The sequence below is a fragment of the Duganella violaceipulchra genome, from assembly GCF_019166075.1.
Taxonomy (GTDB): Bacteria; Pseudomonadota; Gammaproteobacteria; order Burkholderiales; family Burkholderiaceae_D; genus Rugamonas; species Rugamonas violaceipulchra.
On record NZ_JAHTGR010000010.1, the window covers coordinates 102,271 to 125,592 of the forward strand.

Below are 23,322 nucleotides of genomic sequence, written 5' to 3' on the forward strand. Positions count from 1 at the left end.
TGCCCTTTTCAACCAAGAGGCACAACAGGTTCCGAACACCGCCGCATCGACTTTCATATGCCAACCCTTCAAGGAATTTTGACGTTGAAGCCTTCCGCATCCATCGGCGGCACGAAGAATTGTGTAATCAGATCGAATTCCGCCTCGCTGGTACTGAACTGGTGAACGGCTTCGTCGTTGCGGCGCTTCAGCCGCCGCTTGCACTCCTCGTCGCTGACGTCCAGGTAATGCAGGCAGTGGGCGGCCGATGTATCCGCGATCAGCGTCTTCATCCAGCTCCGCGTCGCGATCGTATTCGCCGGGAAGTCCAACACCGCCGAACTTCCTGCTGCCAGGACGTCCCTGATCAAGCCTTGCATGGCGTTTCGCAATTTTGACGTGCAGCGAACGTAATCGGCCAGCGATACGATTTCTCCGGGATAGAGCATCGCCAGCAGCTTGTCCTCGCTGATCAGTACCGTGTTCGGCGCTCTCGCCAGCTCGCTCGTCAACGTGGATTTTCCAGCCGCGATTTTCCCGCATACGAGATGCAAGGTCGCGACAGCAGGAACTGGAACTTCTGTTTTCATGGAACTCTCCTTGGTTCAAAAAACCCCAAAAGCGACGTTCCCAAGAAAAGAAACCCGCCTCCAGGGCGGGCTTCTTCGACAATAAAAAGAGCTAACCCGCCATCGGAATAATGGCGGCAATAATCGCAAGCTTCGAGAATTGGCGTGTGGTCAGCATCATGCGTTGAGCATTACATAGCCTGACGATTGTGTCAACAAACGGCGCGCTCCTCAATTGCGGGTGACGCGCACCGCCTCCAGGTGGTTCTCGTCGCCGAACAGCAGCGTGGCGTGATCCGCAAACAGCATTTGCCGCATGACCGGATAGCTGCCCAATACCGAGCCCGTGCCGGTCATCTTGATGCGGAAGATCAGCTCCTTCTGCGACGACAGGGCCGCTGTGCCGACGCCGTAATCGGCCAGCACCATCACGTCGCCCACCGGATCGCCGGGGGCGTAGGCGCCGACCGCCACATCGGCCAGCAGCAGGCTGCCCTTGTACACGCGCGCATCCACTTCGGCCATCCGCCCGGTGCCCGGCCAGTGGCCAGATAGCGTCTCTTTCGTAAGGTCGGTGCGATCGGCTGGCAGCACTGCGACGCCATTCTTGTCGATCGCCACGCCCATCACGCCGCCCGGACTAGTCAGCGTAGCCTTGCCATTCCAAAGCATGCCCAGTTTGCCGTTGGTATCAAGTACGATCGGATAAGGCTGCGCGCCGCCGGTGCCCAGCGAATGCAGAATAGGCGCGCCCAGTCCTTTCGGCCACATGGCCAGCATCGCGCCGCCGCCCTCCAGCCACGCCGCCAGCACCGCGCCGCCCGACGCCGCGATGTGCGGATGCAGGGCCGATGTCGAAATCTGGAACGGAGGCGTCAACTGCCGGCCGTTGAAATCGAACTTGCATAGCTTGAGCAGGTACTGCGTCTTTTCGGTGACCGGCAGCAGCGAGAAGGTGGTGACCAGCCAAAAGCCGTTGCCGTCCACTGCCGCGCTGCTTTCCGCCGCCGCCAGCTCGGTGGTGGAGGTGGCGGCGACGGCCGGATACAGTTCCAGCGGCTCGCCGACCAGCTTCGCCTGCGCGTCAAAATGCAGCAGCCTGGCGCCGGGCCCCGATTGCACCATCACGAAGCCGTCCGGCGACGGCAGCATCTGCCACTCGCCGGTGTAGCCGGCGGCCAAAGTAAAGCCATAGTCGGTGCTGGAAACCAGCGTGCCGTCCTGGTCCAGCACACTCAATCGCGTGCGCGGATGTACCTTGTTGCCACTGACGGTAATGCTGGAATCGGAGAAGGAACGCACCACGATGTGATCCCCGACGACCATCGCATCGCCCATGCCGGCCAGCGCAGCGCCACCTGGCAATTTGATCGCCTGCGCCGTCGCGCCAATGACGATGACGCCGGTGGTGTCCGGCTCGGTGCCGGTGATAGTGGTGGCGGCGGTGGTGCCGGTGGTGGGAACGGAAGAAGCGGAACTGCCGCCGCCGCAAGCGTTCAACGCGGCGGCCAGCGCCAGCAAGGCCAGATGGCGGGGGAAGGCTTGAAAACTCATACTGGCTCGCAGTGCACGGTTTGAAAGCGAAAAGTATATAGAAAAACAATCCTCCCCCTATACCATCCGCACCACAACGACATGGCCCCGCGAGCCAGCGGGATGACCCGGCAGGCCTTTATTTTCGGATGACTTCTCCACCCTTCATGACAAAGGTCACCTTGGTCAGTTCCGTCGCGTTTTCCGCCGGATCGCCCTTGACGGCGATGATGTCGGCGAACTTGCCGGCCGTGAGCGAGCCTACGCGGTCCTTCCAGCCCAGCAGGTCGGCCGCGTTGATGGTGGCCGCCTGGATCGCCTGCATCGACGTCATGCCGTACTTGATCATGTAGGCGAACTGCCTGGCGTTGTCGCCGTGCGGATAAACGCCGGAGTCGGAACCGAAGGCCATCTTGGCGCCGCCGTTGAAGGCCTTGCGGAAGTTGTCGCGCTGGAGCTGGCCGATCACCTTTTCCTTGGCGATCGATTCCGGCAGCATGCCCGCCTTCTCGCCCTCCTGCAGGATGAAGTCGTCGTTGTAGATGTCCATCACCAGGTAGGTGCCCTTTTCGCGCGCCAGCTTGATGCCTTCGTCGTCGATCAGGCTCGCGTGCTCGATCGAATCGACGCCGGCCAGGATCGCATCGCGGATGCTGCTGGTGCCGTGCGCGTGCGCCGCCACCTTGCGGCCCAGCTTATGCGCCTCGCCGACAATGGCCTGCATTTCCTCCAGCGTGTACTGCTGCGCGCCCGGCTCGTCGCCCTTGGACAGCACGCCGCCCGATGCGCAGATCTTGATCACGTCGGCGCCGTACTTGGCCATCTCGCGCACCTTGGCGCGCGCCTCCCACGGGCCGTCGGCCACGCCGCGGCTGGTGAACTTCATCTCGGCCGGCAGCAGGTTCTCGTCGCAATGGCCGCCCTGGATGCCGATGGCGTAGCCGGCGGTGCGCATGCGCGGGCCGATGAAATCGCCATCGTTGATGGCGTCGCGCAGCGCCACGTCGCCGAAGCCGCTGGCGCCGACGTTGCGCACCGTGGTGAAGCCCGCCTCCAGCGTCTTGCGCGCGGCGCGCACGCCGTACAGCGCGGCGCGGGTGTCGGACACGCCCAGCGCGTTGTAGCCGCCCAGGTAAGGGTCGCCCGTCAAATGGGTGTGCATGTCGATCAGGCCTGGCAGCACCGTCTGCGACGACAGGTCGATCAGCTGCGCGCCGGCCGGCACCTTGGCCGAGGCGCTCGGGCCGACCGAGGTGATACGCTCGCCGGTGATGACGATGGTCTGGTCCTTGAGCACCGTGCCGCCGACCACGTCGACCAGCTTACCTGCGCGTATCGCCACCACTTTGGCGCCGTCGGCGAACGACGGCGCGGCCGCGCCCAGGGCGCCAAGAACGGCGGCGGAAATCAGGAGATGCTTGAGTTTCATTTGGGTGCGCCTTTTTCTTTGAAAGGAAAAGAATAGCAGAGCGCACGCAAAAAAGCGTTCTTATTGTTGAACTATCCCGGCCAGGCGCAGGTGCGGAATCCTGCATAGAAGTCGTCGCGCTCGGGCAGGAAGAAATTACGGAATTTGGCCGAATCGAAACGCAGCGGCGTCGCGAACGAGGCGCCGCGCAAGGTCTGGTGGGTGTTGAACCACGGCTCGGAATATTCACGATAACGGTCGGCCTTGAAACCGGGGTAAGGCTCGAACGGCGACGCCGTCCATTCCCACAGCTGCCCCCAGCGGAACGCCGGATGGCCGGACAAGGCGGCATATTCCCATTCCGCCTCGGTCGGCAGGCGGCGACCAGCCCAGGCGCAGTAAGCCTGCGCTTCATACAGGTTCACATGGCGCACCGGCTCGGCGCCGGCCAGCGTGGTCGGCTGCCCGAAGCGCACGGTGCGCCATTGGGCGCCGTCGCGCTGCCAATAGCGCGGCGCCGAGCGCTCCTGGCGCATCAGCCAGTCGGCGCCGGCGCTGCTCCAGAACTGGCGGTTGTCGTAACCGCCGTCGGCGACGAAATCGGCATACTGGGCATTGGTCACCAGGGTGCTGTCGATGGTGAACGCCGCCACCCGGAAGCTGTGCGCCTCGCGCTCGTTGTCGAACACAAAGCCATGGCCCTCGGCGACGCCCAGCTGGATGGTCCCGCCGGGGAAGCCGATCTCCGACGGCGCGAACAGCGGCTGCTCATTGTGCACAGCCTGCGCCGGCGCGGCCAGGCCCAGGGTCTGCAAGGTGTAGAGCAGCGCTTCGCCGTGCATGTCCTCGTGCGCCAGCGCCAGGCGGTAGGGATACAGCGCCGCATCGTCGTTCGGTTCGCGCGACAGTTTGTCGAGCACACGGTCCAGCACTTCGCGGCAGTAGGTCTTCAGCGCGCCGGTGCTGGGCAGGTCCAGCGTCCAGCGGGCGCGGTGCGGCACCGTCGCCGAATCGAACCAGTCGTCGCCTTTGCTCAGCAGGCAGTTGCCGTGGGCGTCGGCCGGATGGCTGGAGACGGCCTCGCGCAGGATGAACCATTCGGCGAACCAGGCGATGTGGCCCAGCTCCCACAAGGGCGGATTGACGATGCGCAGTTGCGGCACGCGTGTCGACATGTCCATGCCGGCGGCGGCGAAGCAATCGAACAGCGACAGCGTATAATCCCGCGCATGCCGCAGCGCCAGCGCCATCTGCTGTGGCGTGGCGTTCCTGAACGAAGTTGGGCTTGATATCATGAGCCGATTGTAACGAATTTTAGCCAAAATACCAGTGAGCGCACCCCATATCTGGATCGTCAGCCCCGCCTCCGCACGCGCCAACAATGGCAACTGGCAGAGCGCAAGCCGCTGGGCGCGTTTCCTGCGCACGCGCTACCGGGTATCGATTTCACAACAGTGGCCGGAATCTGGCGAACAGTCCCCGCCCGACCTGCTGATCGCGCTGCACGCGCGCCGCTCCGCGCCCTCGCTTGACGCCTACGCGCAGGCCTGTCCGCAGCGGCCGTCGATTTTGCTGCTGACCGGGACCGACCTGTATCGCGACATCCAGACCGATGCCAGCGCCCAGCAGGCGCTGCGCCAGGCCAGCGCGCTGGTGTTGCTGCAGCCGGCCGGTATGGACGTCCTGCCCGCGCCGCTGCGCGCCAAGGCCAGCGTGATCTTCCAGTCGGCCGCCACGCTCAAGCCGGCGGCGCGCGCCAACAGGCGCCATCTGGACATCGTCATGGTCGGCCACCTGCGCTCCGAAAAAGATCCGCTGACCTTCATGCGCGCGGCCGCGCTGGTCACCGCGCCCAGGGCGCGCCTGATCCACATCGGCGGCGCGCTGGAGCCGGCGCTGGAACAGGCGGCGCTGGCGACGGCGGCGGCCCATGCGCGCTACCGCTGGCTGGGCGCCCTGCCCCACGCGGCCACGCGGCAGCGCCTCAAGCGCAGCCACCTGATGGCGATCGCCTCGCACATGGAGGGCGGCGCCAACGTCATCATCGAAGCGGTGTGCAGCGGCGTGCCGGTGCTGGCCAGCGACATCAGCGGCAATCGCGGCATGCTGGGCGACGACTACGCCGGCTACTTCCCGGCCGGCGACGCCGCCGCGCTGGCGCGGCTGATCGACCGCGCGCTGGCCGAACCGGACTTCTACGAACGGTTGCGCGCCCAGTGCGACGCGCGGCTTCCCTTATTCTCACCGGCGGCCGAGCAGGCAACTTTGCTGGAGTTGGTGGATAATCTGCTGCACAAGGCCCAACAAGGAATGACAAAATGAACAACGAAGCTAGCACCCCTGAAACCATCAAACTGACCTCCTTCTCCCACGGCGGCGGCTGCGGCTGCAAGATCGCGCCCGGTGTGCTGTCCGAGATCCTGAAGAATTCGACCGGCTTCCCGGTGCCGAAGGAGCTGATGGTCGGCATCGAGACCGCCGACGACGCCGCCGTCTACAAGCTCAATGACGAGCAGGCGCTGATCGCCACCACCGACTTCTTCATGCCCATCGTCGACGACGCGTTCGACTTCGGCCGCATCGCCGCCACCAACGCCATCTCCGACGTCTACGCCATGGGTGGCACGCCGATCATGGCGCTGGCCCTGGTCGGCATGCCGATCAACAAACTGCCACTCGAGACCATCGGCCAGATCATCAAGGGCGGCGAATCGATCTGCGCCGAAGCCGGCATCCCGATCGCCGGTGGCCACACCATCGACTCGGTCGAACCGATCTACGGCCTGGTGGTACTGGGCCTGATCCATCCGTCCAAAGTCAAGCGCAACGCCGACGCCAAGGCCGGCGACGTGCTGGTGCTGGGCAAACCGCTGGGCGTGGGCGTACTGTCGGCCGCGCTCAAGAAGGACAAGCTGGACGCCGCCGGCTACCAGGCCATGATCGCCAACACCACCAAGCTCAATAAGCCTGGCAGGGCGCTGTCGGACATGGCCGGCGTGCATGCGCTGACCGACGTCACCGGCTTCGGCCTGCTGGGCCACCTGCTGGAACTGGCGCGCGGCGCCAAGCTGACCGCGCACCTGGAAATGGCCAAGATCCCGCTGCTGCCTGGCGTGGAGCAGCTGGCGCACGACGGCTACTTCACCGGCGCGTCGGGCCGTAACTGGGACGCCTACGGCAAGGATGTCGACCTGTCGCCGTCGGTATCGCAGGCGCAGCACATGCTGCTGACCGATCCGCAAACCTCGGGCGGTCTGCTGGTGTCGTGCGACGCCGCCAGCGTCGACCAAGTGCTGGAGCTGTTCCGCCGCGAAGGCTTCGGCGACGCCGCCGTCATCGGCCGCATGGCCGAAGGTGCGGCGCGCGTAACGGTGGCCTGATCACCTCACCATCCGGACCGACAACGCCGCGCCGCGCTTCAGCAGAAAGGCGCGCAGCAGGTCCGGATAGTTGGCCGGTGCGGCCTGCCGCACCGACGGCCGCGCGGCAAGCGCGGCGCGCCATGCGGCCGATCGCGGCAGCCCGGCCAGCATGCCGAATTCCGCTATCGTATCGAACACGTCGAAATAGCGGAACACCGGCCCAAAGACCGCGTCGACCATGCCAAATTGCTCGCCCATGAAGTAAGGCCCCTCGCCCAGCGCGGCTTCCACCTGCCCAAAGCGGGCATGGATTTCGGCGGCTTTGGCGGCCAACGCACGCTCATCGGCAGCGTTATAAAACCCGCCGATCAAATTCAACAGCGCCGAACCGAACTCCATCCACGAACGCTGCTGCGCGCGCAGCAAGGCATCCGACGGGTGCAGGCGCGGCGCGTGGGTCTCGTCCAGATACTCGCAGATCACGGCCGATTCAAACAACGCCGCGCCGCCGGCCAGCAGCACCGGCGTCTTCCCGAGTGGCGAAACCGCCAGGAACCAATCCGGCTTGGCCGCCAGATCGATATCACGCCGCTCGTACGGCACGCCCTTCTCGGCCAATACTATCGCCGCCCGCTGCACATAAGGGCACAGCGGATGGCTGACCAGCACCGGCGTCATGCCGGCACCAGGAAACGGCTACGACGCAAGGCGAACGCGCCGTCGCCCGTCAACCACAACACCAGCGAGGCCGCCACCAGGAACACCGGGTACTCCCAGCCGCCGCCGGCGCTGGTGTGTACCCAGCCGTTCGAAAAGTGGACCCAGGCCGCACCAGCCATCACTGGCGTCAACATCAGCGACACCTGGCGGGCATAGATGCCCAGCACCAGCGCGACCCCGCCCAGCAATTCGAACGCAAACACCGGGTACGCGAGCACACCTGGAAAACCCACGCTGGCAAAGAACTGCGCCGTGCCGGGCAATGTAAAGACCAGCCATTTGAGCATCGCATGCGCGATCCACATCACGCCCAGGCTAGCCCGCAGCAGCGTTGCGCCATAGTCGGCCCCATTCAGATTGCTATCCATTTTTTACTCCTCCAAGAAAGTCGATGGAGTTAATATATGATTTCAAACACGCAATTAAAATAGGCGATCAGGCAGATGATTCATGCAAAAACGCAATACAGACTAAGTTCCCAGGACCTGGAGATCATCCTCGCGCTGGTGCGCGGCGGCACCCTGGCCGGTGCCGGCGAGCGGCTGGCGATAGACCCTTCCACCGTCTTCCGTTCGGTGCAGCGGATGGAAAAAGGTCTGGGCACTCGCCTGTTCGAGCGTTCGCGCATGGGTTATCAGCCATCGGAACTGGCGCAATCGCTGGCGCGGCATGGTGAACTGGTGGAGGCGCAACTGGACGCGGCGCGTTCGGCGGCGCTGCTCAGCCCCGAACAGGTGGCGGGCACGGTGCGCATCACCAGCACCGATACGGTACTGCATGCACTGGTCGCGCCGGCGCTGCGCGATCTGCAAGCCAGTCATCCGCTGCTGTCCTACGAGCTGGATACCGGCAACGAGCTGGCGAACCTGAGCCGCCACGAGGCCGACATCGCGGTGCGCGCCACCAACCGGCCGCCGGCTCATCTGGTCGGAAAACACGTCGGACCGATTCGTGTGGCGCTGTTCGCCGCGCGCGGCGGAAAATGGAAGAAAGCCAATGCCGGAAAGGCGCCGTGGATCGCTCCGGATGACGCGCTCCCCGAGCATCCATCAGTCATCTGGCGCAAAAAAAATCATCCCAAGGTCACCCCGCAATTCCGCGTCGACAGCATCCTTAGCGTGGCCGAGATGGTGGCGCTGGGATTGGGCGTCGGCATACTGCCGCAGTTCCTGGCGCGCCAGCGCAACGACCTGGCGCAACTGGGCGGCGTGCTGGACGAAGCGCAAACCGAACTTTGGCTGCTCACCCACGCCGAATCGCGCCACCTGCGACGCGTGTCGACAGTGTTCGGCCATCTGTCCCGTAGTCTGATATTGGACTGAGGGCGTCGTGCGCAGCCGCGGCCTGGCGGGTAAGCTGATGGCAGGGCTGCGCACGATCTTCAACGCAGCGCCTTCAATGCAGGCGCCAGGGCGGCGATCAGTTGGGCCGGCGACACCGGTTCGCCGCCCTCCTCCCACGCATCCTGGAATTCCGCGATTTCCAGGCCGATCACCTCGGATTCCGCCAGCACCGCGCAGGCGGTGCGCAGGTCCTCCAGTGACAGTCCGTCTTCATGCACATAATCGGTGGGTACAATGCCTGGGTTGAGCACATCGCAATCAAGGTGCATGTAGACGGCGCGCCCGCCGACCGCCGCGCGCAACCGGTCGGCCAGCGCCGGTCCGGGCGCCACATGCGTCACCGCGCCCGAAGCGATCAGACTTACCTCCGATGGATCGAGCGAGCGCTGTCCCACCAGCACCACATTCGACAGCGCCAGGCCCGCGCCCAAGCCGGAATCCCACAAGCCGGCAGGCCCGGACAGCGCCATGCCGCCCAGATAACCGCTGCCGGTGGTGGATGGCGTATTCAGGTCGGCATGCGCATCGAACCAGACCACGCAAGCATCCGGGCGATAGCGCGCCACCACCGGCAAGGTCGCCAGCGAGGCGGCGCAGCGGCTGGTGGCGCTCAGGGGCTTGGCGCTGCGGGCGAACACCTCGACCAACCGCGCGGCCAGCGCATGCAGCCCCGGCATGGCCTGGTTCAATTCGAGTTGCCATCCCGCGCTGAGCGCCGGCGCCGGCACACCGACAACTGCGATGCCAACGCCCAGCTGCTCGGCCAGCATGCGCGCCACCGACTTCGCGCCCGGTATCGCCAGGTTGTTGTGGTCCGCCACGCGGCCCTGGAACAGGGTAATCGCCACTTCGCTCATTGACTGTCTCCTTGAAAATAGAGACTGTAGCCGCCCCGACGCATGCAGTAAAATTAATCAATTTCAGGAATGATAAGAATTTCTTATGCAAGACTACAAACTGTTCGCCGCCCTCACCGCCGTGATCGACACGGGCAGCTTTGAACGCGCTGCGGGAAAGCTGTTCATCACGCCGTCGGCCGTCTCCCAGCGGATACGCCAGCTGGAAGAGCGCATGGGCCAGACACTGGTGGTGCGCAGCACGCCGGCCATCGCCACCACGACCGGCATGCGCCTGCTGCGCCACGCGCGCCAGGTCGCGCTGCTCGAACAGGAATTGCAGGACGATTTGCAGGGCGACGACCGCGAACGGCTGGTCGAACTACCGATCGCCATCAACAACGACTCGCTCCACACCTGGTTCATCCCGGCGGTGACCGAGATCCTGATAACGGAACGCCTGCTGCTGCAGCTAAAGGTGGAGGACGAGGCGCACACGCTGGGCATGCTGAAGAACGGCGATGTGCTGGGTTGCGTGACCAGCGTCGAACATCCCGCCAGCGGCTGCACCAGCACGCGCCTGGGCGAGATGCGCTACCGCTGCATCGCCACGCCGGCCTTCGCTGCGCGCTACTTCCCGCGCGGCTTGGACCGCGAGGCGCTGCTGCGCGCGCCGGCCATCACCTTCGGCAGTTCAGATACGCTGCACACCAACTTCCTCGCCAGCCGGTTCGCGGTGGCGGCCGGCGAGTTCCCGTCGATGACCGTGCCCTCGGTGCATAGCCTGCTGCACTGCATACAGGGAGGCCTGGGCTACGGCATCTGCCCCGAACTGCAATGGGAAGAAATGCTGGCGGCCGGCGCGCTGGTCGACCTGATGCCGGCGGACCGGCCGGCAGTCCAGCTGCACTGGCACGCCTGGGAGCTGCAAAGCCCGCGCATCGGCCGCTTTATCGACCATATGATTGCGCAGGCGCGTACCCGGCTTCCCCAATAAGCCCGCAGCTAGTCCGCCGGCCGCCGCAAGGACGGATCGCCATTCAGCGCAAACGGCATAGACCGCGACCAGCGGTTGGAAGACAGCGAAAACGTCAACGCCCGCACCTGGTGATACCAGCCGGCCGGCACGTACAGCATATCGCCCGGATTGACGATGACTTCGACCGTCGCGGCCTGGCGCGCCAGCGGGAATTTCTCAAAATCCGGCGCCTCGGGATCGAAAGGTGATCCAAACAGGATGGCGTTGGCCTCGTTCGGATACAGGAATTCGTCGTGATGCGGCGGCGCCAGGAAGATACGCTTGGTGCCCCAGATCTGCGCGAAGACATTGTCGTCGTAGTCGCAGTGCAGCGGCGTCACCGTGCCGGCGGGGCCGAGCCAGAAGCGCGGCGGCCCCATTTTGTCGAAGTACGTGGGCCAGTGGCACAGGCGATTCAACTCGCGCAGCTCGAGGTTGCCCAGGTAAGGCGGCAGGTCGTGCGCGCCGGAGGCGGACAGCTCCAGGTACTCCAGCATCGACATGTCCTGCATCGCCCGGTCGGGCGCGAAAGCGGTGTTGATATAGTCGCCCACGCGCGCGCGCACCGGCAGGTGGCTGTAGTGATCGCGCAGCGTCTGCGGCGTCAGCGCGGAGAGCGGCCAACGGTCGACCATGCCGGTCATCAGGAACGGCAAGCCTTGCGCGGCGCGCTTGCGGAAGGCGGCGGCATCGAGCGCCCGCAGGCGCGGCACCTCGGATATCGCCGGCAGCGTGCGGGCGACGCGCTTGATCGCCTCGCGCATCGCCTGGATCGAGGTGACGCCGCGAACCTGCGCGTCCTTGCGTTCGCGCGCCTGTTTTTGAGCCGCAGGGTCTGCGGCCCACGCGGACTCCGATTCCTGCCTGGTGGGCGGCAAGCGTGGAACCCGCAGCGCCTCCGCCGATTTCTTCTCTGTTGACATATACCGAACTTAAATTTTTCGCAGGGCGACAGTATAACTGCTCGCCACAAGGCGGTTCAGATGTCAAAAATGACACGATGCCATGCAATCATCGCCATAAGGCCAAATTTCCTTGACAGCCTGGCCATCGATCTCGTACATTTAAGGCCATGACCTCGCATCTGCACCTATCCGCTTTCCTGCTGCCGTCTGCTAGCGCCCTATCGCTAGCGGCGCGCCTACTAGCACGCGCTTAATCCGCGTTCCAGCTGTACCCCAGTGCCGGCCATAAGCCGCACCTGTCTACAAATCCCAGGAAAGTTTGCACCGATGTTCCCAGCCTTGTCGCTACTGCTAAAACTACCGATCGGTTGCCGAGCCTAGTATCCCGTGGCCGCACGGCAGCCCCTCGCCACAACAGAGCGCCAGCGCCGATACCTCGGACCGCGGCAACCGCATTTCCCCATTTGAGACTCAGGAGCACCCCATGATGTTGCAGAACCCAGCAGCGAAGTACCGCGCCTTCCCACCCGTGCAATTGTCCGACCGCCAGTGGCCGAACAACGTGATCTCCAAGCCGCCGATCTGGATGAGCACCGATCTGCGCGACGGCAACCAGGCCCTGATCGAACCGATGAGCGCCGAGAAAAAACTGCGCTTCTTCGAACTGCTGGTCAAGGTCGGCCTCAAGGAAATCGAAGTGGGCTTCCCTTCCGCCTCGCAGACCGACTTCGACTTCGTGCGCAAGCTGGTCGAGGAAAACCGCATCCCCGACGACGTCACCATCATCGTGCTGACCCAGTCGCGCGATGAACTGATCCGCCGTACCGTGGAATCGGCGGCCGGCGCCAAGCGCGCCATCGTCCACCTGTATAACTCGGTGGCGCCGGTGTTCCGCAAGGTCGTCTTCGGCATGTCGCGCGAAGAGATCACCAACATCGCCACCACCGGCACCAAGCTGGTGAAGGAATTGATCAAGCAGCACCCGCAGACCGAATGGGGCTTCGAGTACACGCCTGAATCGTTCTCCACCACCGAACTCGATTTCTCCAAGCATATCTGCGACGCCGTCACCGCGATCTGGGAACCGACGCCGCACAACAAGATGATCATCAACCTGCCGTCGACGGTGGAGTGCAGCACCCCCAACGTCTACGCCGACCAGATCGAATGGATGTCGCGCAAACTGGCGCGCCGCGATTCGCTGATCATCAGCGTCCACCCGCACAACGACCGCGGCACCGCCGTCGCCTCGGCCGAGATGGCCGTGATGGCCGGCGCCGACCGCGTCGAGGGCTGCCTGTTCGGCAACGGTGAACGCACCGGCAACGTCGACCTGGTCACGCTGGCCTTGAACCTGTACACGCAAGGCGTGCATCCGGGCCTGGACTTCTCCGACATCGACGAAGTGCGCAAATGCGTTGAAGAGTGCAACCAGTTGCCGGTGCATCCGCGCCACCCATACGTGGGCGACCTGGTGTTCACCGCCTTCTCCGGCTCGCACCAGGATGCGATCAAAAAGGGCTTCGCCCAGCAGCAGGAAGGCGCGCTGTGGGAGATCCCTTACCTCCCGATCGACCCGCAGGACCTGGGCCGCAGCTACGACGCCGTCATCCGCGTCAACAGCCAGTCCGGCAAGGGCGGCATGGCTTACTTGCTGGAGCAGGACTACGGCCTGGTGCTGCCGCGCCGCTTGCAGATTGAATTCAGCCGCGCGGTGCAGGCCGTGGCCGATTCCACCGGCCTGGAGATCACCGCCGAAGGCATTTACGACATCTTCAACAAGGAATACTTCGAGCAGAACTCGCCGTATGCCTACAACGCGCACAAGATGGTGGAAGACACCAGCAGCGACGAGCCGGTGCAGATCGACATCGCCCTCACCCACCGCAAGGCGCCACTGGCGCTGCAAGGGGGCGGCAATGGCCCAATCGACGCCTTCGTCGATGCGCTCGGCCTGGACATCAAGCTGATGGACTACCATGAGCACTCGATCGGCTCCGGCGCCAACGCCAAGGCGGCCTGCTATGTCGAACTGCGCCTGGCCAACGGCCCGACGCTGTTCGGCGCCGGCATCGACAGCAACATCGTCACCGCCTCGTTCAAGGCTGTGCTGAGCGCCGTCAACCGCCAGCTCTCGCAGCAGCAAGCCGCGCCGGCACCAGCGGGCGCCGACGCCACCGCGTAACAACGACGATCAGGAGCGCGGCTGCCGCCAGGCGGCCGCGCGCTTCTCCCTGAAGAACTCCCAGGCGGCTTCCGCCACCTCGAAGTCGGCGTTCTGCCGGCCTGTCAGCTTGTTGACGAAATAGGGATAGCGCTTGCTGCTGCTTGGCTCCGCGTGGCCGCCGTTCTCGATTTTATACAGCCCCACTTGCAGCCCGCTTCCCGCCTCGCCCCACATCGTGCGCGTCACCCGCGTCTTGTCCCACTGGTTGCGATGCGGGATCTCAAGCACGCTCGGTTCGTCAGGAAGGCCGGCCAGTTCGCGCCAGATCCTGGCGCTGTCCTCGATGCTGCTGACCGGGTCCAGGAAACCCAGCACATGAAAAAATTTGCCACCTCGGTAAGGCATTAGCGGATCGGCCGTGCAGCCCATGATCAGCGCCGGCAGCGCGGCCGTGGGCATCTGCGCAGCGTGCGGCGGCGGCATACAGGCGAGGACCGTCGAGAAGGCGGCCAGCTTGTGCGGAATCTCCACCGCCGCGCGGTAGGTCAACAGGCCGCCACGGGAAACGCCGATCAGATAAACCCGGCTGGCATCCACATCGTAGTCGGCCACCGCCTTGTCGATCAGCGACGCGATGAACGCCACGTCGTCCTTCTTCGCCACCTTCTGCGCGCTCGCAAAGCAGTCGTTCCAGCCGCCAGCGCCGGCGTCCGGCGCGATCACCACGATGTCTTCACGTTCGGCGATCTCCAGCCACACCGACAACGGCGACGGCGGAAACGCCTTGCCCATCACCTGCTCCGCCGAAGCGCCAGCACCATGCACGACGATGACCAGCGGACGCTTGCCGGATGTCGGCCGCCCCGATCGCGCCAGCAGATAACGGCGCAATCCATCCGGCCGCAAAAGCGTCTCCCGCGTGGCCTGCGCACACGCGGCATTCACGACGGCAGTACCAAGAAACGCGGCCTTCAAGCCCGCGCGTATGCGTCCCAACATTCAACCTCCTTAGACAATAGTGTCACAATACTATGCGTCGTCACTCCCGCGCAACAGCCCCCGCCAACCAATTTCGCCGCACCGCACCATTGCCGCTATACTGGATTCTCGCCCGGTGTTCTCATGGAGTCATGCATGAATATCTCGAACCTGAAAATCGGTGTGCGGCTCGCGGTCGCATTTGGAGCGGTGCTGGTGTTGATGGCGGTGTTGATCGGCGTCGGCCTGCAACGGCTGAACAGCATCAGCCGGCTCAATGCGGTCATCATCGACAAGGATTGGGTCAAGGCCGATGCGGCGGCCACGGTCGGCAGCACCACCCGCGCCAACGCGGCGCTGACGCTGGAACTCTTCACCACCACCGACGCGGCGCGCACGGCGGAAATCTACCGCGAGATGGAAGTCAACAAAAAGACCATCAGCACCGCGCTGGAAACCCTCGACACCCTGCTCTACACCGACGAAGGCAAGGCCCTGCTGCTGACCATCCGCGAGCAGCGCAAGGCCTACGTCGTATCGTTCACGCAGGTCGCCAAGATGCTGGCCGGCGGCCAACGCGACGAAGCGCAAGCAGCGCTGCGCGCCGACATGCTGCCCAAGCTGGCCAAGGTACAGGCCAGCATACGCCAGCTGTCGGACCTGCAAAAATCCGTGGTCGCCTCCAACGGAGAACTGGTCAAGCACGACATCGCCATGGCCAGCCAGATGATGGGATGGCTCGGCATCGTGGCGCTGGGGTTGGGCCTGGCCTTCGCCTGGCGCGTAACGCGCTCGATCACCGATCCGATCGGCCATGCGCTGAAGATGGCGCGCGCCGTGGCCTCCGGCGACCTGACCTGCCGCATCGGCAATGAACAGCGCGACGAAATGGGCCAGCTACTGGGGGAGCTGGGCAAGATGAACGACAACCTCGCCAGCATCGTCGGCCGCGTGCGCACGGGCACCGGCGCCATCACCACCGCCTCGGCGGAAATCGCCAGCGGGAATATGGACCTTTCCACGCGCACCGAGCAGCAAGCCAGCTCGCTGGAAGAAACCGCCGCCTCGATGGAGGAACTGACCAGCACCGTCAAGCAGAACGCCGCCAACGCACAGCAGGCCAACGAACTGGCGCTGTCGGCGACGCAGGTGGCGCAGCGCGGCGGCGAGGTGGTGGCGCAGGTGGTCGGCACCATGAACTCGATCAATGACTCGTCGCGCAGGATCGTCGACATCATCGGCGTCATCGACGGCATCGCCTTCCAGACTAACATCCTCGCGCTGAATGCGGCAGTGGAAGCGGCGCGCGCGGGCGAACAGGGGCGCGGCTTTGCGGTGGTGGCGTCCGAGGTACGCAATCTGGCACAGCGCTCGGCCGGCGCGGCCAAGGAAATCAAGGCCCTGATCGACGATTCAGTGGACAAGGTGGCGGCCGGCGCGCGCCTGGTCGACCTGGCCGGCAGCACCATGAACGAGGTGCAGGACAGCGTGCGCAAGGTGACCGACATCGTCGCCGAGATCACGCTGGCCAACCGCGAGCAGACCGGGGGCATCGAGCAAATCAATATCGCCATCAGCCAGATGGACCACGTGACGCAGCAGAACGCCGCGCTGGTCGAGCAGGCGGCGGCCGCGGCGGCGGCCATGCAGGACCAGGCCGGCCAGCTGAATCAGGTGGTCAGTCAGTTCCGGCTGGCGGCATGACGGCGAGCGCGCGCGACATCATGATTTCGTCGTAAAACCGGCCGTCGACGATCATCGAGTCCGGCTCGCGGCCGAACTCCATGAAGCCCAGCGATTCATACAGGCCGACCGCTTCCGCGTTGCCGGCGGTGACCGAGATCGTCATGCGCAGCACGCCATCGAGCGTGGCGGCGCACGCCAGCACCTGCTCCATCAAACGCCGTCCCAGGCCCCGGCCACGGTGCGGCTCGGCCACGTACATCGCATACACAAAGGCTTTGTGACGCACCTTGAGCGCCGTCTCCCGCGCCAGGCCGACGATGCCGACCAGCTGGTCGCCGTCGAAGGCGCCGAACACGATGCGGCCCGAATCCGGCGCCAGCCGCGCCTCCGTGGTGGAAAGCGGCATATCGCATTCCTCTTCGTAGCTGGAACCAAAAGCGGAGGCGGACTCGCGCAAGCCCGCCAGCCGCAGGGAGCGGAACGCGGCGGCATCGGATGAAAGCAAACGGCGAATAGACATGGCGCTCCCAGGCTGCAAGTGAATCGCCAATTATAGCGGCAGCTCGAAGCGGTAACCCACGCCATACACCGACTGCAGGCATTCGGCGTCCGGCAGCTTGCGGCGGATATTCTTGATGTGCGAATCAACGGTGCGGTCGCTGATGTCGCGCTGGTCCTGGTGCGCGAAGTCCAGCAGTTGCTGGCGCGTGTAGACCCGGCTTGGATTGTCGATCAACTCGGCCAGCAGGCGGAACTCCAGCGGCGTGAGCGCCAGCGCGGCGCCCTGGTGCAGCACGCGCATGCCGGCGCGGTCGATCTGAAACGGCGAGACGGGCGCAGTCGGCGCCACCACCGACGCTCCGCTACGGCGCAGGTGCACGCGCACGCGCGCCACCACCTCGCGCGGGCTGAATGGCTTGCAGACGTAGTCGTCGGCGCCGCTGTCCAGTCCCAGCAGACGGTCGATCTCGTCCACGCGCGCGGTCAGCATGATGATCGGCAGCTGCGAGAAGGCACGTACCTCGCGGCACACGCCGATGCCATCCAGTTCCGGCAGCATCAGGTCCAGCAGCACCAGGTCCACGCCGCCGTGACGGATAGCGTCGACCGCGCTGCGGCCGTCGGCGGCGAGCCGCGTGCTCCAGCCGGCGGCGTTCATGTAGTCCGCCAGCAGCGCGGCGATCTTGGTGTCGTCTTCAACGATCAGAATATTGGGCACGTGATTGCTTCCTATGTTTTCAACGGCAGGCGCACCACCATCTTGACGCCGCCCAGCACCGACGGCGTGGCGACTATGGTGCCGCCGTGCGCCTCCACCAGCGCTTTGCAAATCGCCAGTCCCAGTCCGCTGCCGCCGCGTTCACGCGTGCGGGCGCCGTCCACGCGGTACAGCCGCTCGAAGATGCTCCCCAGGACAGCGGACGGCACGCCCGGCGCGCTGTCCTCCACCACGACTTCGGCGAACCCGCCGGCGCAGCTCAGCGCCACCACGATCTGGCCGCCGCTGTCGGTGTAGCGCAGGCTGTTCTCCAGCAGATTGGTGACCACCTGCTGCAAGCGGCCGGCATCGCCTTGCAGCAGCACGGGCGCTGGCGGCAGGGTCCAGCTCAGATCCAGGCCGCAAGCCTGCGCGCGCGGCTGGTAGCGCTCCAGCGTGGGCCGCAGCAGTTCAACGAGATTCAGTTCATGCCAGTGGTAGTGCAGGTCGCCGGCATCGGCCATGGTCAGCTGGTGCAGGTCGTCGACCAGTTTATTCAGGCGCAGCACCTCGGCATGCAGCGATTGCAGCGCGCTGGCGTCGGCCTTGCGGATGCCATCGAGCAGCGCTTCGATCTCGCCCCGTATCACCGTCAGCGGCGTGCGCAGTTCGTGCGACACGTCGGCCAGCATCTTGCGGCGCTGGCGTTCGCTCTCCTCCAGCGCTTCGGCCATGGCGTTGACGTGCAGCGCCAGTTCCGCCACTTCGTCGCGCGACAGCAAGGGAGCGCGGGCGCTCAATTCGCCCAGCGCCAGCCGCGCCGTGACATCGCGTAGCGCCGCCACGGGCCGCAGCAGATGGCGGGCAAGCCAGATCGCCGCCAGCACGGCAAGACCGATCAAGCCGGCGGACAGCAACAGGATAGATTGCAGTTGCTCGCGCAGGAAGACGGTGGCGCTGGCGTCGGCGCCGCCCGTCTCGCGCAGCGGCATCAGGCGCATGTGGCCAACCACCACGCCATCGACCTTGATGGCGCGTTCGGCCCCGACCTGGATGTCCGGAGGGCCGATCAGTTTATGGCCCTGGGCATCGGTGATCGAGAGGCGTTGTGCGAAATCCATCGGGTCGTTGCGGCGCGGCGGTGGATCGGCTTCCGGCGGCGGCTCGCGGCGCGGCGGCCTGGATGGATCGCCATACTCGCCCCGTTCATCCTCATGTTCCGGCGCCGGACCGCCTCGCGGCGGCGGTGGCCGACGGCGTTCGTGGCGCGGCCGGCGCGCATCGCCATCCGGCTCGAAGACCTGGCTGCGCGGCGTGATCCTGTTGAGCAGCTCGCCGAGCGCGCGCGGCTGCCCGCGCAGCCAATCGAAATTGCCCTCGGTCCGGTAACGGTCCTCCAGCAGCTCGCGCAGCTGGTCGAAATCCTGGACCTGAAGATCGTTGAGGTAGGCGACGAAACCGCGCTTGAGGTTACTGCTGGCGACCCACGCCATCGTGCCCACGCACAGGATGACGATAGCGATCACCGCCAGCGCGATCTTGCGGGCGATGGTCAACCGCATGGCTGGTTCCTTGGCTTCATGCCTCCATCATAACCGCCAAATGTGGAGAAATTATGAGCGACTGACAAAAACGCGACACCGCCGCCAGTCTTCATTTTTTCTACACAATTGGACGTCAATCTCGCACCGTCATCACACCAGACGGAGAACACCATGTATCAACGCGCGCTTTACCTGACACCGGCCATCGCCGCCGCAGCCCTGCTGGCCGCATGCGGCGGCAGCGATCCAATGACGGCCGACACCACGACCAGCGCCACCGCGCGTGTGCTGCAAGGCGGCGCACCCACCGCCAACACCACGCTGGCTGCGATCACCGTGCAGGCGGCAGCCGCGCCGGCGGCACCTCCGCCCATCGTGCTGGCGCCGGTGCCCAACGACGAAGGGGCCTCCCTCACCTTCAGCACAGTGGGCGCGGTGGACACCGCCAATCCCTTCTTCAAACCGTTCGGCAACGGCCGCTCCTGCGCCACCTGCCACCAGCCCGACAACGGCTGGAGCATAGGCCCGGACAAACTGGCCGTCCGCTTCGCCAACAGCAATGGCGCCGATCCGGTATTCCGGCTGGTGGACGGCGCCGTCTCGCCGCTGGCCGCCACCGCCACGCTGGACCAGAAGCGCGTCGCCTACAGCATGCTGTTGACCAAAGGCCTGATCCGCGTCGGCCTGCCAATGCCGGCCGGCGCCGAGTTCTCGCTGGCCAAAACCGAAGACCCCTACAACTACGCCAGCGCCAAGGAACTGTCGCTGTTCCGCCGCCCGCTGCCCACCGCCAACCTCAAATTCAACAGCAGCGTGATGTGGGACAGCCGCGAAACCGCCAGCGATCCCGCCTCCGCCCTGTGCCTGAAGGACGTGCGTCCCGCCCAGTGCTTCGCCACCCTCGACGCCAGCTTGCTCCACCAGGCCAACAGCGCAGTGCGCGGCCACGCCGAAGCGGCGCAAGACCTGACCGCCGCCGAGCAGCGCGCCATCGTCAATTTCGAAAAAACGCTGTTCACCACCCAGGTCAGTTCCATCGACGCCGGCAGCCTGACCGATGCGGGGGCGCTGGGCGGCCCGGCGCGGTTGGCAGCCAGCGCCTTCCACTTCGGCATCAACGACCTCGAAGCCGGCGACTACCAGACCGCCGCGCCCTTCAACCGCAATGTGATGGCCATCTTCGGCGCCTGGCGCAACCTGGACCGCCCCGCACCGCCGCCACCTCCGCCGGCGCGCGGCCGCCCCGCTCCGCCGCCGCCGGCCGCCCCAAGCCCGCAGAACCTGGCGCGCGCCTCGATCGCGCGCGGCGAACAAATCTTCAACAACAAGCCGTTCAACATCAGCGGCGTGGCCGGCTTCAACGACGAACTGCGGCGCCCCTTGCAGCGCGGCTCCTGCGCCAGTTGCCACGACACGCCCAACTCCGGCACGCATTCGGTGGTCCGCATGTTCAACACCGGCGTATCGGATGGAACACGCCGCACGGCGGACATGCCGCTCTACACGCTGCGCAACAACGTCAGCGGCGAGACGGTCGCCACCACCGATCCGGGTGCGGCCATGCAAACAGGTAAATGGAAGGACATCGGCCGCGTCAAAGTTCCGAGCCTGCGCGGCATCGAATCGCGCTCGCCCTACTTCCACAACGGCTCGGTGCACACGATCGAAGATATCGTGACCTTCTACGACAAGCGCTTCAACATCGGCTTCACCGCGCAGGAGGCGGCCGACCTGGCGGCCTTCATGAAGGCGCTGTAAAGCTTACGGCGCCAGCCGCGCCAGCCGGATGCCGGTGAACTGCCAGCGGGCGCCGGCAGGGAAGAAATTACGGTAGCTGGCGCGCGCATGGCCGTCCGGCGTGACGCAGGACGAGCCGCGCAGCACGTACTGGTTCAGCATGAACTTGCCGTTGTATTCGCCCAGCGCGCCGGGCGCGCTCTGGAAACCGGGATAGGCGGCGTAGCTGCTGCTGGTCCATTGCCAGCAGTGGCCGAACATCTGCAGCAGGCCGTCGTCATCGGCGGCGCCTGCCGGATGCAGCGTGCCGGTTTCCACCTCCGCCTGGGCGGCGGCGAATTCCCACTCCGCCTCGGTCGGCAGGCGGGCGCCGGCCCAATTGGCATAAGCATCCGCTTCAAACAGCGACAGATGCGTCACGGGCCGCGACAGGTCCAGCGGCTGCGCGCCATGCAGCGTAAATTCCCGCCACCGGCCCTGCTCGTCCTGCTGCCAGTACATCGGACCATTCAGGTTCTGGCAGCGCACCCAATCCCAGCCCTCGGCCAGCCACAGCGCCGCGTTGAAATAGCCGCCGGCGGCGATAAACTCGAGATACTCGCCATTCGTCACCAGCCGCGACGCCAGCTCGAACGGCGCCACGTATTGCTTGTGGCGCGGCAGTTCGTTGTCGAAGCAAAAACCGCTGCCGTGATGGCCGATGTCGGTCAGGCCGCCAGCGAACGGCAGCCAGGCCATCGCCGGCGCGGCCTTGGCCTGCGCCAGCGGCACGTCCATGTACTCGGGCAGCAGCGCGCTTTGCGCCAGCAGGTGCTTGACGTCGGTGAGCATCAGCTCCTGGTGCTGCTGCTCGTGCTCCAGTCCCAGCGTGACCAGCATCGTCAGCTGCGCGCGCCGTTCCGCATCGAGATCGCTGGCCAGCAGGCGGGCCACGCGGCCGTCGACGTCGGCGCGATACGCGCGCACCTGCGCCATCGCCGGCCGCGTCAGCAGGCCGCGCTGCGCGCGCGGATGCTTCTCGCCGATGCCGTTGTAGTAGGAGTTGAACAGCACCCGGAACGCCGGATGGAACGGCGCGAACCCGGCCTCCATGCGTTCCAGGATGAAGGTCTCGAAGAACCACGTGGTATGCGCCAGGTGCCATTTGATCGGACTGGCGTCCGGCATCGACTGCGCGCCGCAGTCCTCGTCGGTCAGCGGCTCGGCCAGCGCCAGCGAGCGGCGGCGCACCTTGTCATAGCGGGCGTGGAGGTCTTGCTGCGGCGGGCGCATGTCCATAGGCGTGATCGGCTTTCAGAGAGGTGCTACCCGGGCGTGGATGACGGCGAACCAGTTCGACGGATCGGTCCAGACCTGGGCCGTGTCGAAGCCGGCCCGTTCCAGCAGGCCGACGAAGGACTGCCGCGTGTACTTGTAGCTGTCCTCGGTGTGGATGCGCTCACCGCGCGCGAAATGGCGTTCGCCATCGGCCCAGCGCACGGTCAGCTCGGCGCGCGCTTCCAGGTGCATTTCGATGCGGCTGTCGGCCTCGTTGAAGAAGGCGCGGTGCTGCCACTGGGCGACATCGAAGTCGGCGCCGATCAGGTGGTTCAGATGGCGCAGCATGTTCAGGTTGAAGGCCGCCGTGACGCCCAGCGCATCATCGTAGGCCGCGTCCAGCACCGCCTTGTCCTTGATCAGGTCCACGCCGATCAGCAGGCCGCCGTCCGCGCCCGCGTTGGCGCGCAGGCCGCGCAGGAAGCCGACCGCCTGCTCCGGCGAGAAATTGCCGATCGACGAACCGGGATAAAAGAACAGGCGGCGCCCTGGCCGCACGCTGTCCGGCAGCGCGAAGCCGTGGGAAAAGTCCAGCCCCAGCGCCGTCATCTCGATGTCAGGGAAGCGCTGCCGCAGGCGGCTCACCGCCTCGGTCAGGAAATCGCGCGAGATATCGACCGGCACATACTGCGCCGGTTGCAGCAGCGGGAACAGGCTGGCGGCCTTGGCGCAATTACCGGCGCCCAGGTCGATCAAGGTGGCGCCGGCGCCGATCGCGTCCGCCATGTCCGCGCCATGCTCGGCGAAGATGCCGGCCTCGGTGCGGGTCGGATAATATTCGGGCAGTTCGCAGATGGCCTCGAACAGCTTGGAGCCGAGGCCGTCGTACAGGTATTTGGGCGAAATGTGCGGCCGTGCGGCCAGCAAGCCGGCGCTGATCTCCGCGACCACCCCGGCACTGCCGTGCACGCGCGGCCCCTGCTTCAGTTGCTGCTGCGGCGGCGTGTTGCTTGTATCGGTCGAAACAACACGGATCGCCGAGGAGCGGGACATCTGCATAGTTGCTCTGCCTTTAAAGGAGG

At 65.4% G+C, this 23,322-nt stretch carries 21 protein-coding genes; 7 read left to right on the top strand and 14 right to left on the bottom strand.

The window, feature by feature from the left end; translation table 11 throughout:
• Window positions 1-68 precede the first annotated feature (68 nt).
• From KVP70_RS19250 to senA, 4 genes are all read right to left on the bottom strand, one after another.
• Window positions 69-569, bottom strand: a complete 501-nt coding sequence (locus KVP70_RS19250; protein WP_217943780.1) for a P-loop nucleotide/nucleoside kinase family protein — start codon at window positions 567-569, stop codon at window positions 69-71.
• A gap of 210 nt (window positions 570-779) precedes the next feature.
• Window positions 780-2,102, bottom strand: coding sequence for a hypothetical protein (locus tag KVP70_RS19255; RefSeq protein WP_217943781.1), 1,323 nt, complete (start codon window positions 2,100-2,102; stop codon window positions 780-782).
• A 118-nt stretch (window positions 2,103-2,220) separates the two neighbouring features.
• Window positions 2,221-3,510 (bottom strand): Xaa-Pro dipeptidase, encoded by a 1,290-nt coding sequence (locus tag KVP70_RS19260; RefSeq protein ID WP_217943782.1) that lies wholly within the window; start codon window positions 3,508-3,510, stop codon window positions 2,221-2,223.
• Between the two features lie 71 nt (window positions 3,511-3,581).
• Window positions 3,582-4,784, bottom strand: coding sequence for a selenoneine synthase SenA (gene senA, locus KVP70_RS19265; RefSeq protein WP_304515524.1), 1,203 nt, complete (start codon window positions 4,782-4,784; stop codon window positions 3,582-3,584).
• Window positions 4,785-4,818: 34 nt separating this feature from the next.
• On the opposite strand from senA, the gene senB reads away from it, so the two are divergent.
• Window positions 4,819-5,811: a selenoneine biosynthesis selenosugar synthase SenB gene (senB, locus tag KVP70_RS19270; RefSeq protein WP_217943783.1), complete on the top strand. Its 993-nt coding sequence runs from the start codon at window positions 4,819-4,821 to the stop codon at window positions 5,809-5,811.
• On the top strand, window positions 5,808-6,869 hold the full coding sequence (gene selD / locus KVP70_RS19275) for a selenide, water dikinase SelD (protein ID WP_217943784.1): 1,062 nt from the start codon (window positions 5,808-5,810) through the stop codon (window positions 6,867-6,869). The genes senB and selD overlap by 4 nt, the downstream gene beginning before the upstream one ends.
• On the opposite strand, the gene KVP70_RS19280 is transcribed toward selD, so the two are convergent.
• Window positions 6,870-7,529 (bottom strand): glutathione S-transferase family protein, encoded by a 660-nt coding sequence (locus KVP70_RS19280; RefSeq protein WP_217943785.1) that lies wholly within the window; start codon window positions 7,527-7,529, stop codon window positions 6,870-6,872.
• Window positions 7,526-7,939 (bottom strand): DoxX family protein, encoded by a 414-nt coding sequence (locus KVP70_RS19285; RefSeq protein ID WP_217943786.1) that lies wholly within the window; start codon window positions 7,937-7,939, stop codon window positions 7,526-7,528. The genes KVP70_RS19280 and KVP70_RS19285 overlap by 4 nt, the downstream gene beginning before the upstream one ends.
• A 78-nt stretch (window positions 7,940-8,017) precedes the next feature.
• On the opposite strand from KVP70_RS19285, the gene KVP70_RS19290 reads away from it, so the two are divergent.
• Entirely contained in the window at window positions 8,018-8,893 is an 876-nt protein-coding gene (locus KVP70_RS19290; protein ID WP_217943953.1) for a LysR family transcriptional regulator, read from the top strand.
• 59 nt (window positions 8,894-8,952) lie between these two features.
• On the opposite strand, the gene KVP70_RS19295 is transcribed toward KVP70_RS19290, so the two are convergent.
• On the bottom strand, window positions 8,953-9,771 hold the full coding sequence (locus KVP70_RS19295; protein ID WP_217943787.1) for an arginase family protein: 819 nt from the start codon (window positions 9,769-9,771) through the stop codon (window positions 8,953-8,955).
• A gap of 85 nt (window positions 9,772-9,856) precedes the next feature.
• Between KVP70_RS19295 and KVP70_RS19300 the strand changes: the two genes are divergently transcribed.
• Window positions 9,857-10,747 (top strand): LysR family transcriptional regulator ArgP, encoded by an 891-nt coding sequence (locus KVP70_RS19300; protein WP_217943788.1) that lies wholly within the window; start codon window positions 9,857-9,859, stop codon window positions 10,745-10,747.
• Between the two features lie 8 nt (window positions 10,748-10,755).
• Here KVP70_RS19300 and KVP70_RS19305 read toward each other — a convergent pair whose 3' ends face one another.
• A complete protein-coding gene (locus KVP70_RS19305; RefSeq protein WP_217943789.1) occupies window positions 10,756-11,691 on the bottom strand; it encodes a cupin-like domain-containing protein in 936 nt (311 codons plus the stop codon).
• Window positions 11,692-12,157: 466 nt separating this feature from the next.
• Here KVP70_RS19305 and leuA point away from each other — a divergent pair, with 466 nt between their 5' ends.
• On the top strand, window positions 12,158-13,858 hold the full coding sequence (gene leuA / locus KVP70_RS19310) for a 2-isopropylmalate synthase (RefSeq protein WP_217943790.1): 1,701 nt from the start codon (window positions 12,158-12,160) through the stop codon (window positions 13,856-13,858).
• 9 nt (window positions 13,859-13,867) lie between these two features.
• Here leuA and KVP70_RS19315 read toward each other — a convergent pair whose 3' ends face one another.
• Window positions 13,868-14,839: a CE1 family esterase gene (locus tag KVP70_RS19315; protein WP_217943791.1), complete on the bottom strand. Its 972-nt coding sequence runs from the start codon at window positions 14,837-14,839 to the stop codon at window positions 13,868-13,870.
• Between the two features lie 135 nt (window positions 14,840-14,974).
• Between KVP70_RS19315 and KVP70_RS19320 the strand changes: the two genes are divergently transcribed.
• A complete protein-coding gene (locus tag KVP70_RS19320; RefSeq protein ID WP_217943792.1) occupies window positions 14,975-16,522 on the top strand; it encodes a methyl-accepting chemotaxis protein in 1,548 nt (515 codons plus the stop codon).
• Here the strand turns inward: KVP70_RS19320 and KVP70_RS19325 are convergent.
• The 3 genes from KVP70_RS19325 to KVP70_RS19335 are packed head-to-tail and all read right to left on the bottom strand — an operon-like array spanning window position 16,497 to window position 19,264.
• Window positions 16,497-17,024 (bottom strand): GNAT family N-acetyltransferase, encoded by a 528-nt coding sequence (locus KVP70_RS19325; RefSeq protein ID WP_217943793.1) that lies wholly within the window; start codon window positions 17,022-17,024, stop codon window positions 16,497-16,499. The two genes, KVP70_RS19320 and KVP70_RS19325, sit on opposite strands and share 26 nt — an antisense overlap.
• 30 nt (window positions 17,025-17,054) lie before the next feature.
• Entirely contained in the window at window positions 17,055-17,723 is a 669-nt protein-coding gene (locus KVP70_RS19330) for a response regulator (RefSeq protein ID WP_217943794.1), read from the bottom strand.
• A gap of 11 nt (window positions 17,724-17,734) precedes the next feature.
• Window positions 17,735-19,264 carry an ATP-binding protein gene (locus tag KVP70_RS19335; protein ID WP_217943795.1) on the bottom strand — a complete coding sequence of 510 codons (1,530 nt, stop codon included), beginning with the start codon at window positions 19,262-19,264 and terminating at the stop codon, window positions 17,735-17,737.
• 153 nt (window positions 19,265-19,417) lie between these two features.
• Here KVP70_RS19335 and KVP70_RS19340 point away from each other — a divergent pair, with 153 nt between their 5' ends.
• On the top strand, window positions 19,418-21,004 hold the full coding sequence (locus KVP70_RS19340; RefSeq protein ID WP_217943796.1) for a cytochrome c peroxidase: 1,587 nt from the start codon (window positions 19,418-19,420) through the stop codon (window positions 21,002-21,004).
• A 3-nt stretch (window positions 21,005-21,007) separates the two neighbouring features.
• Here the strand turns inward: KVP70_RS19340 and egtB are convergent, their stop codons facing one another.
• Both egtB and egtD read right to left on the bottom strand, forming a co-directional pair.
• The gene (egtB, locus tag KVP70_RS19345; RefSeq protein ID WP_217943797.1) at window positions 21,008-22,261 is read right to left on the bottom strand and encodes an ergothioneine biosynthesis protein EgtB; all 1,254 of its coding nucleotides are present in this window, start codon (window positions 22,259-22,261) and stop codon (window positions 21,008-21,010) included.
• Window positions 22,262-22,276: 15 nt separating this feature from the next.
• Window positions 22,277-23,299 carry an L-histidine N(alpha)-methyltransferase gene (gene egtD / locus KVP70_RS19350; protein ID WP_229224934.1) on the bottom strand — a complete coding sequence of 341 codons (1,023 nt, stop codon included), beginning with the start codon at window positions 23,297-23,299 and terminating at the stop codon, window positions 22,277-22,279.
• Window positions 23,300-23,322 lie beyond the last annotated feature (23 nt).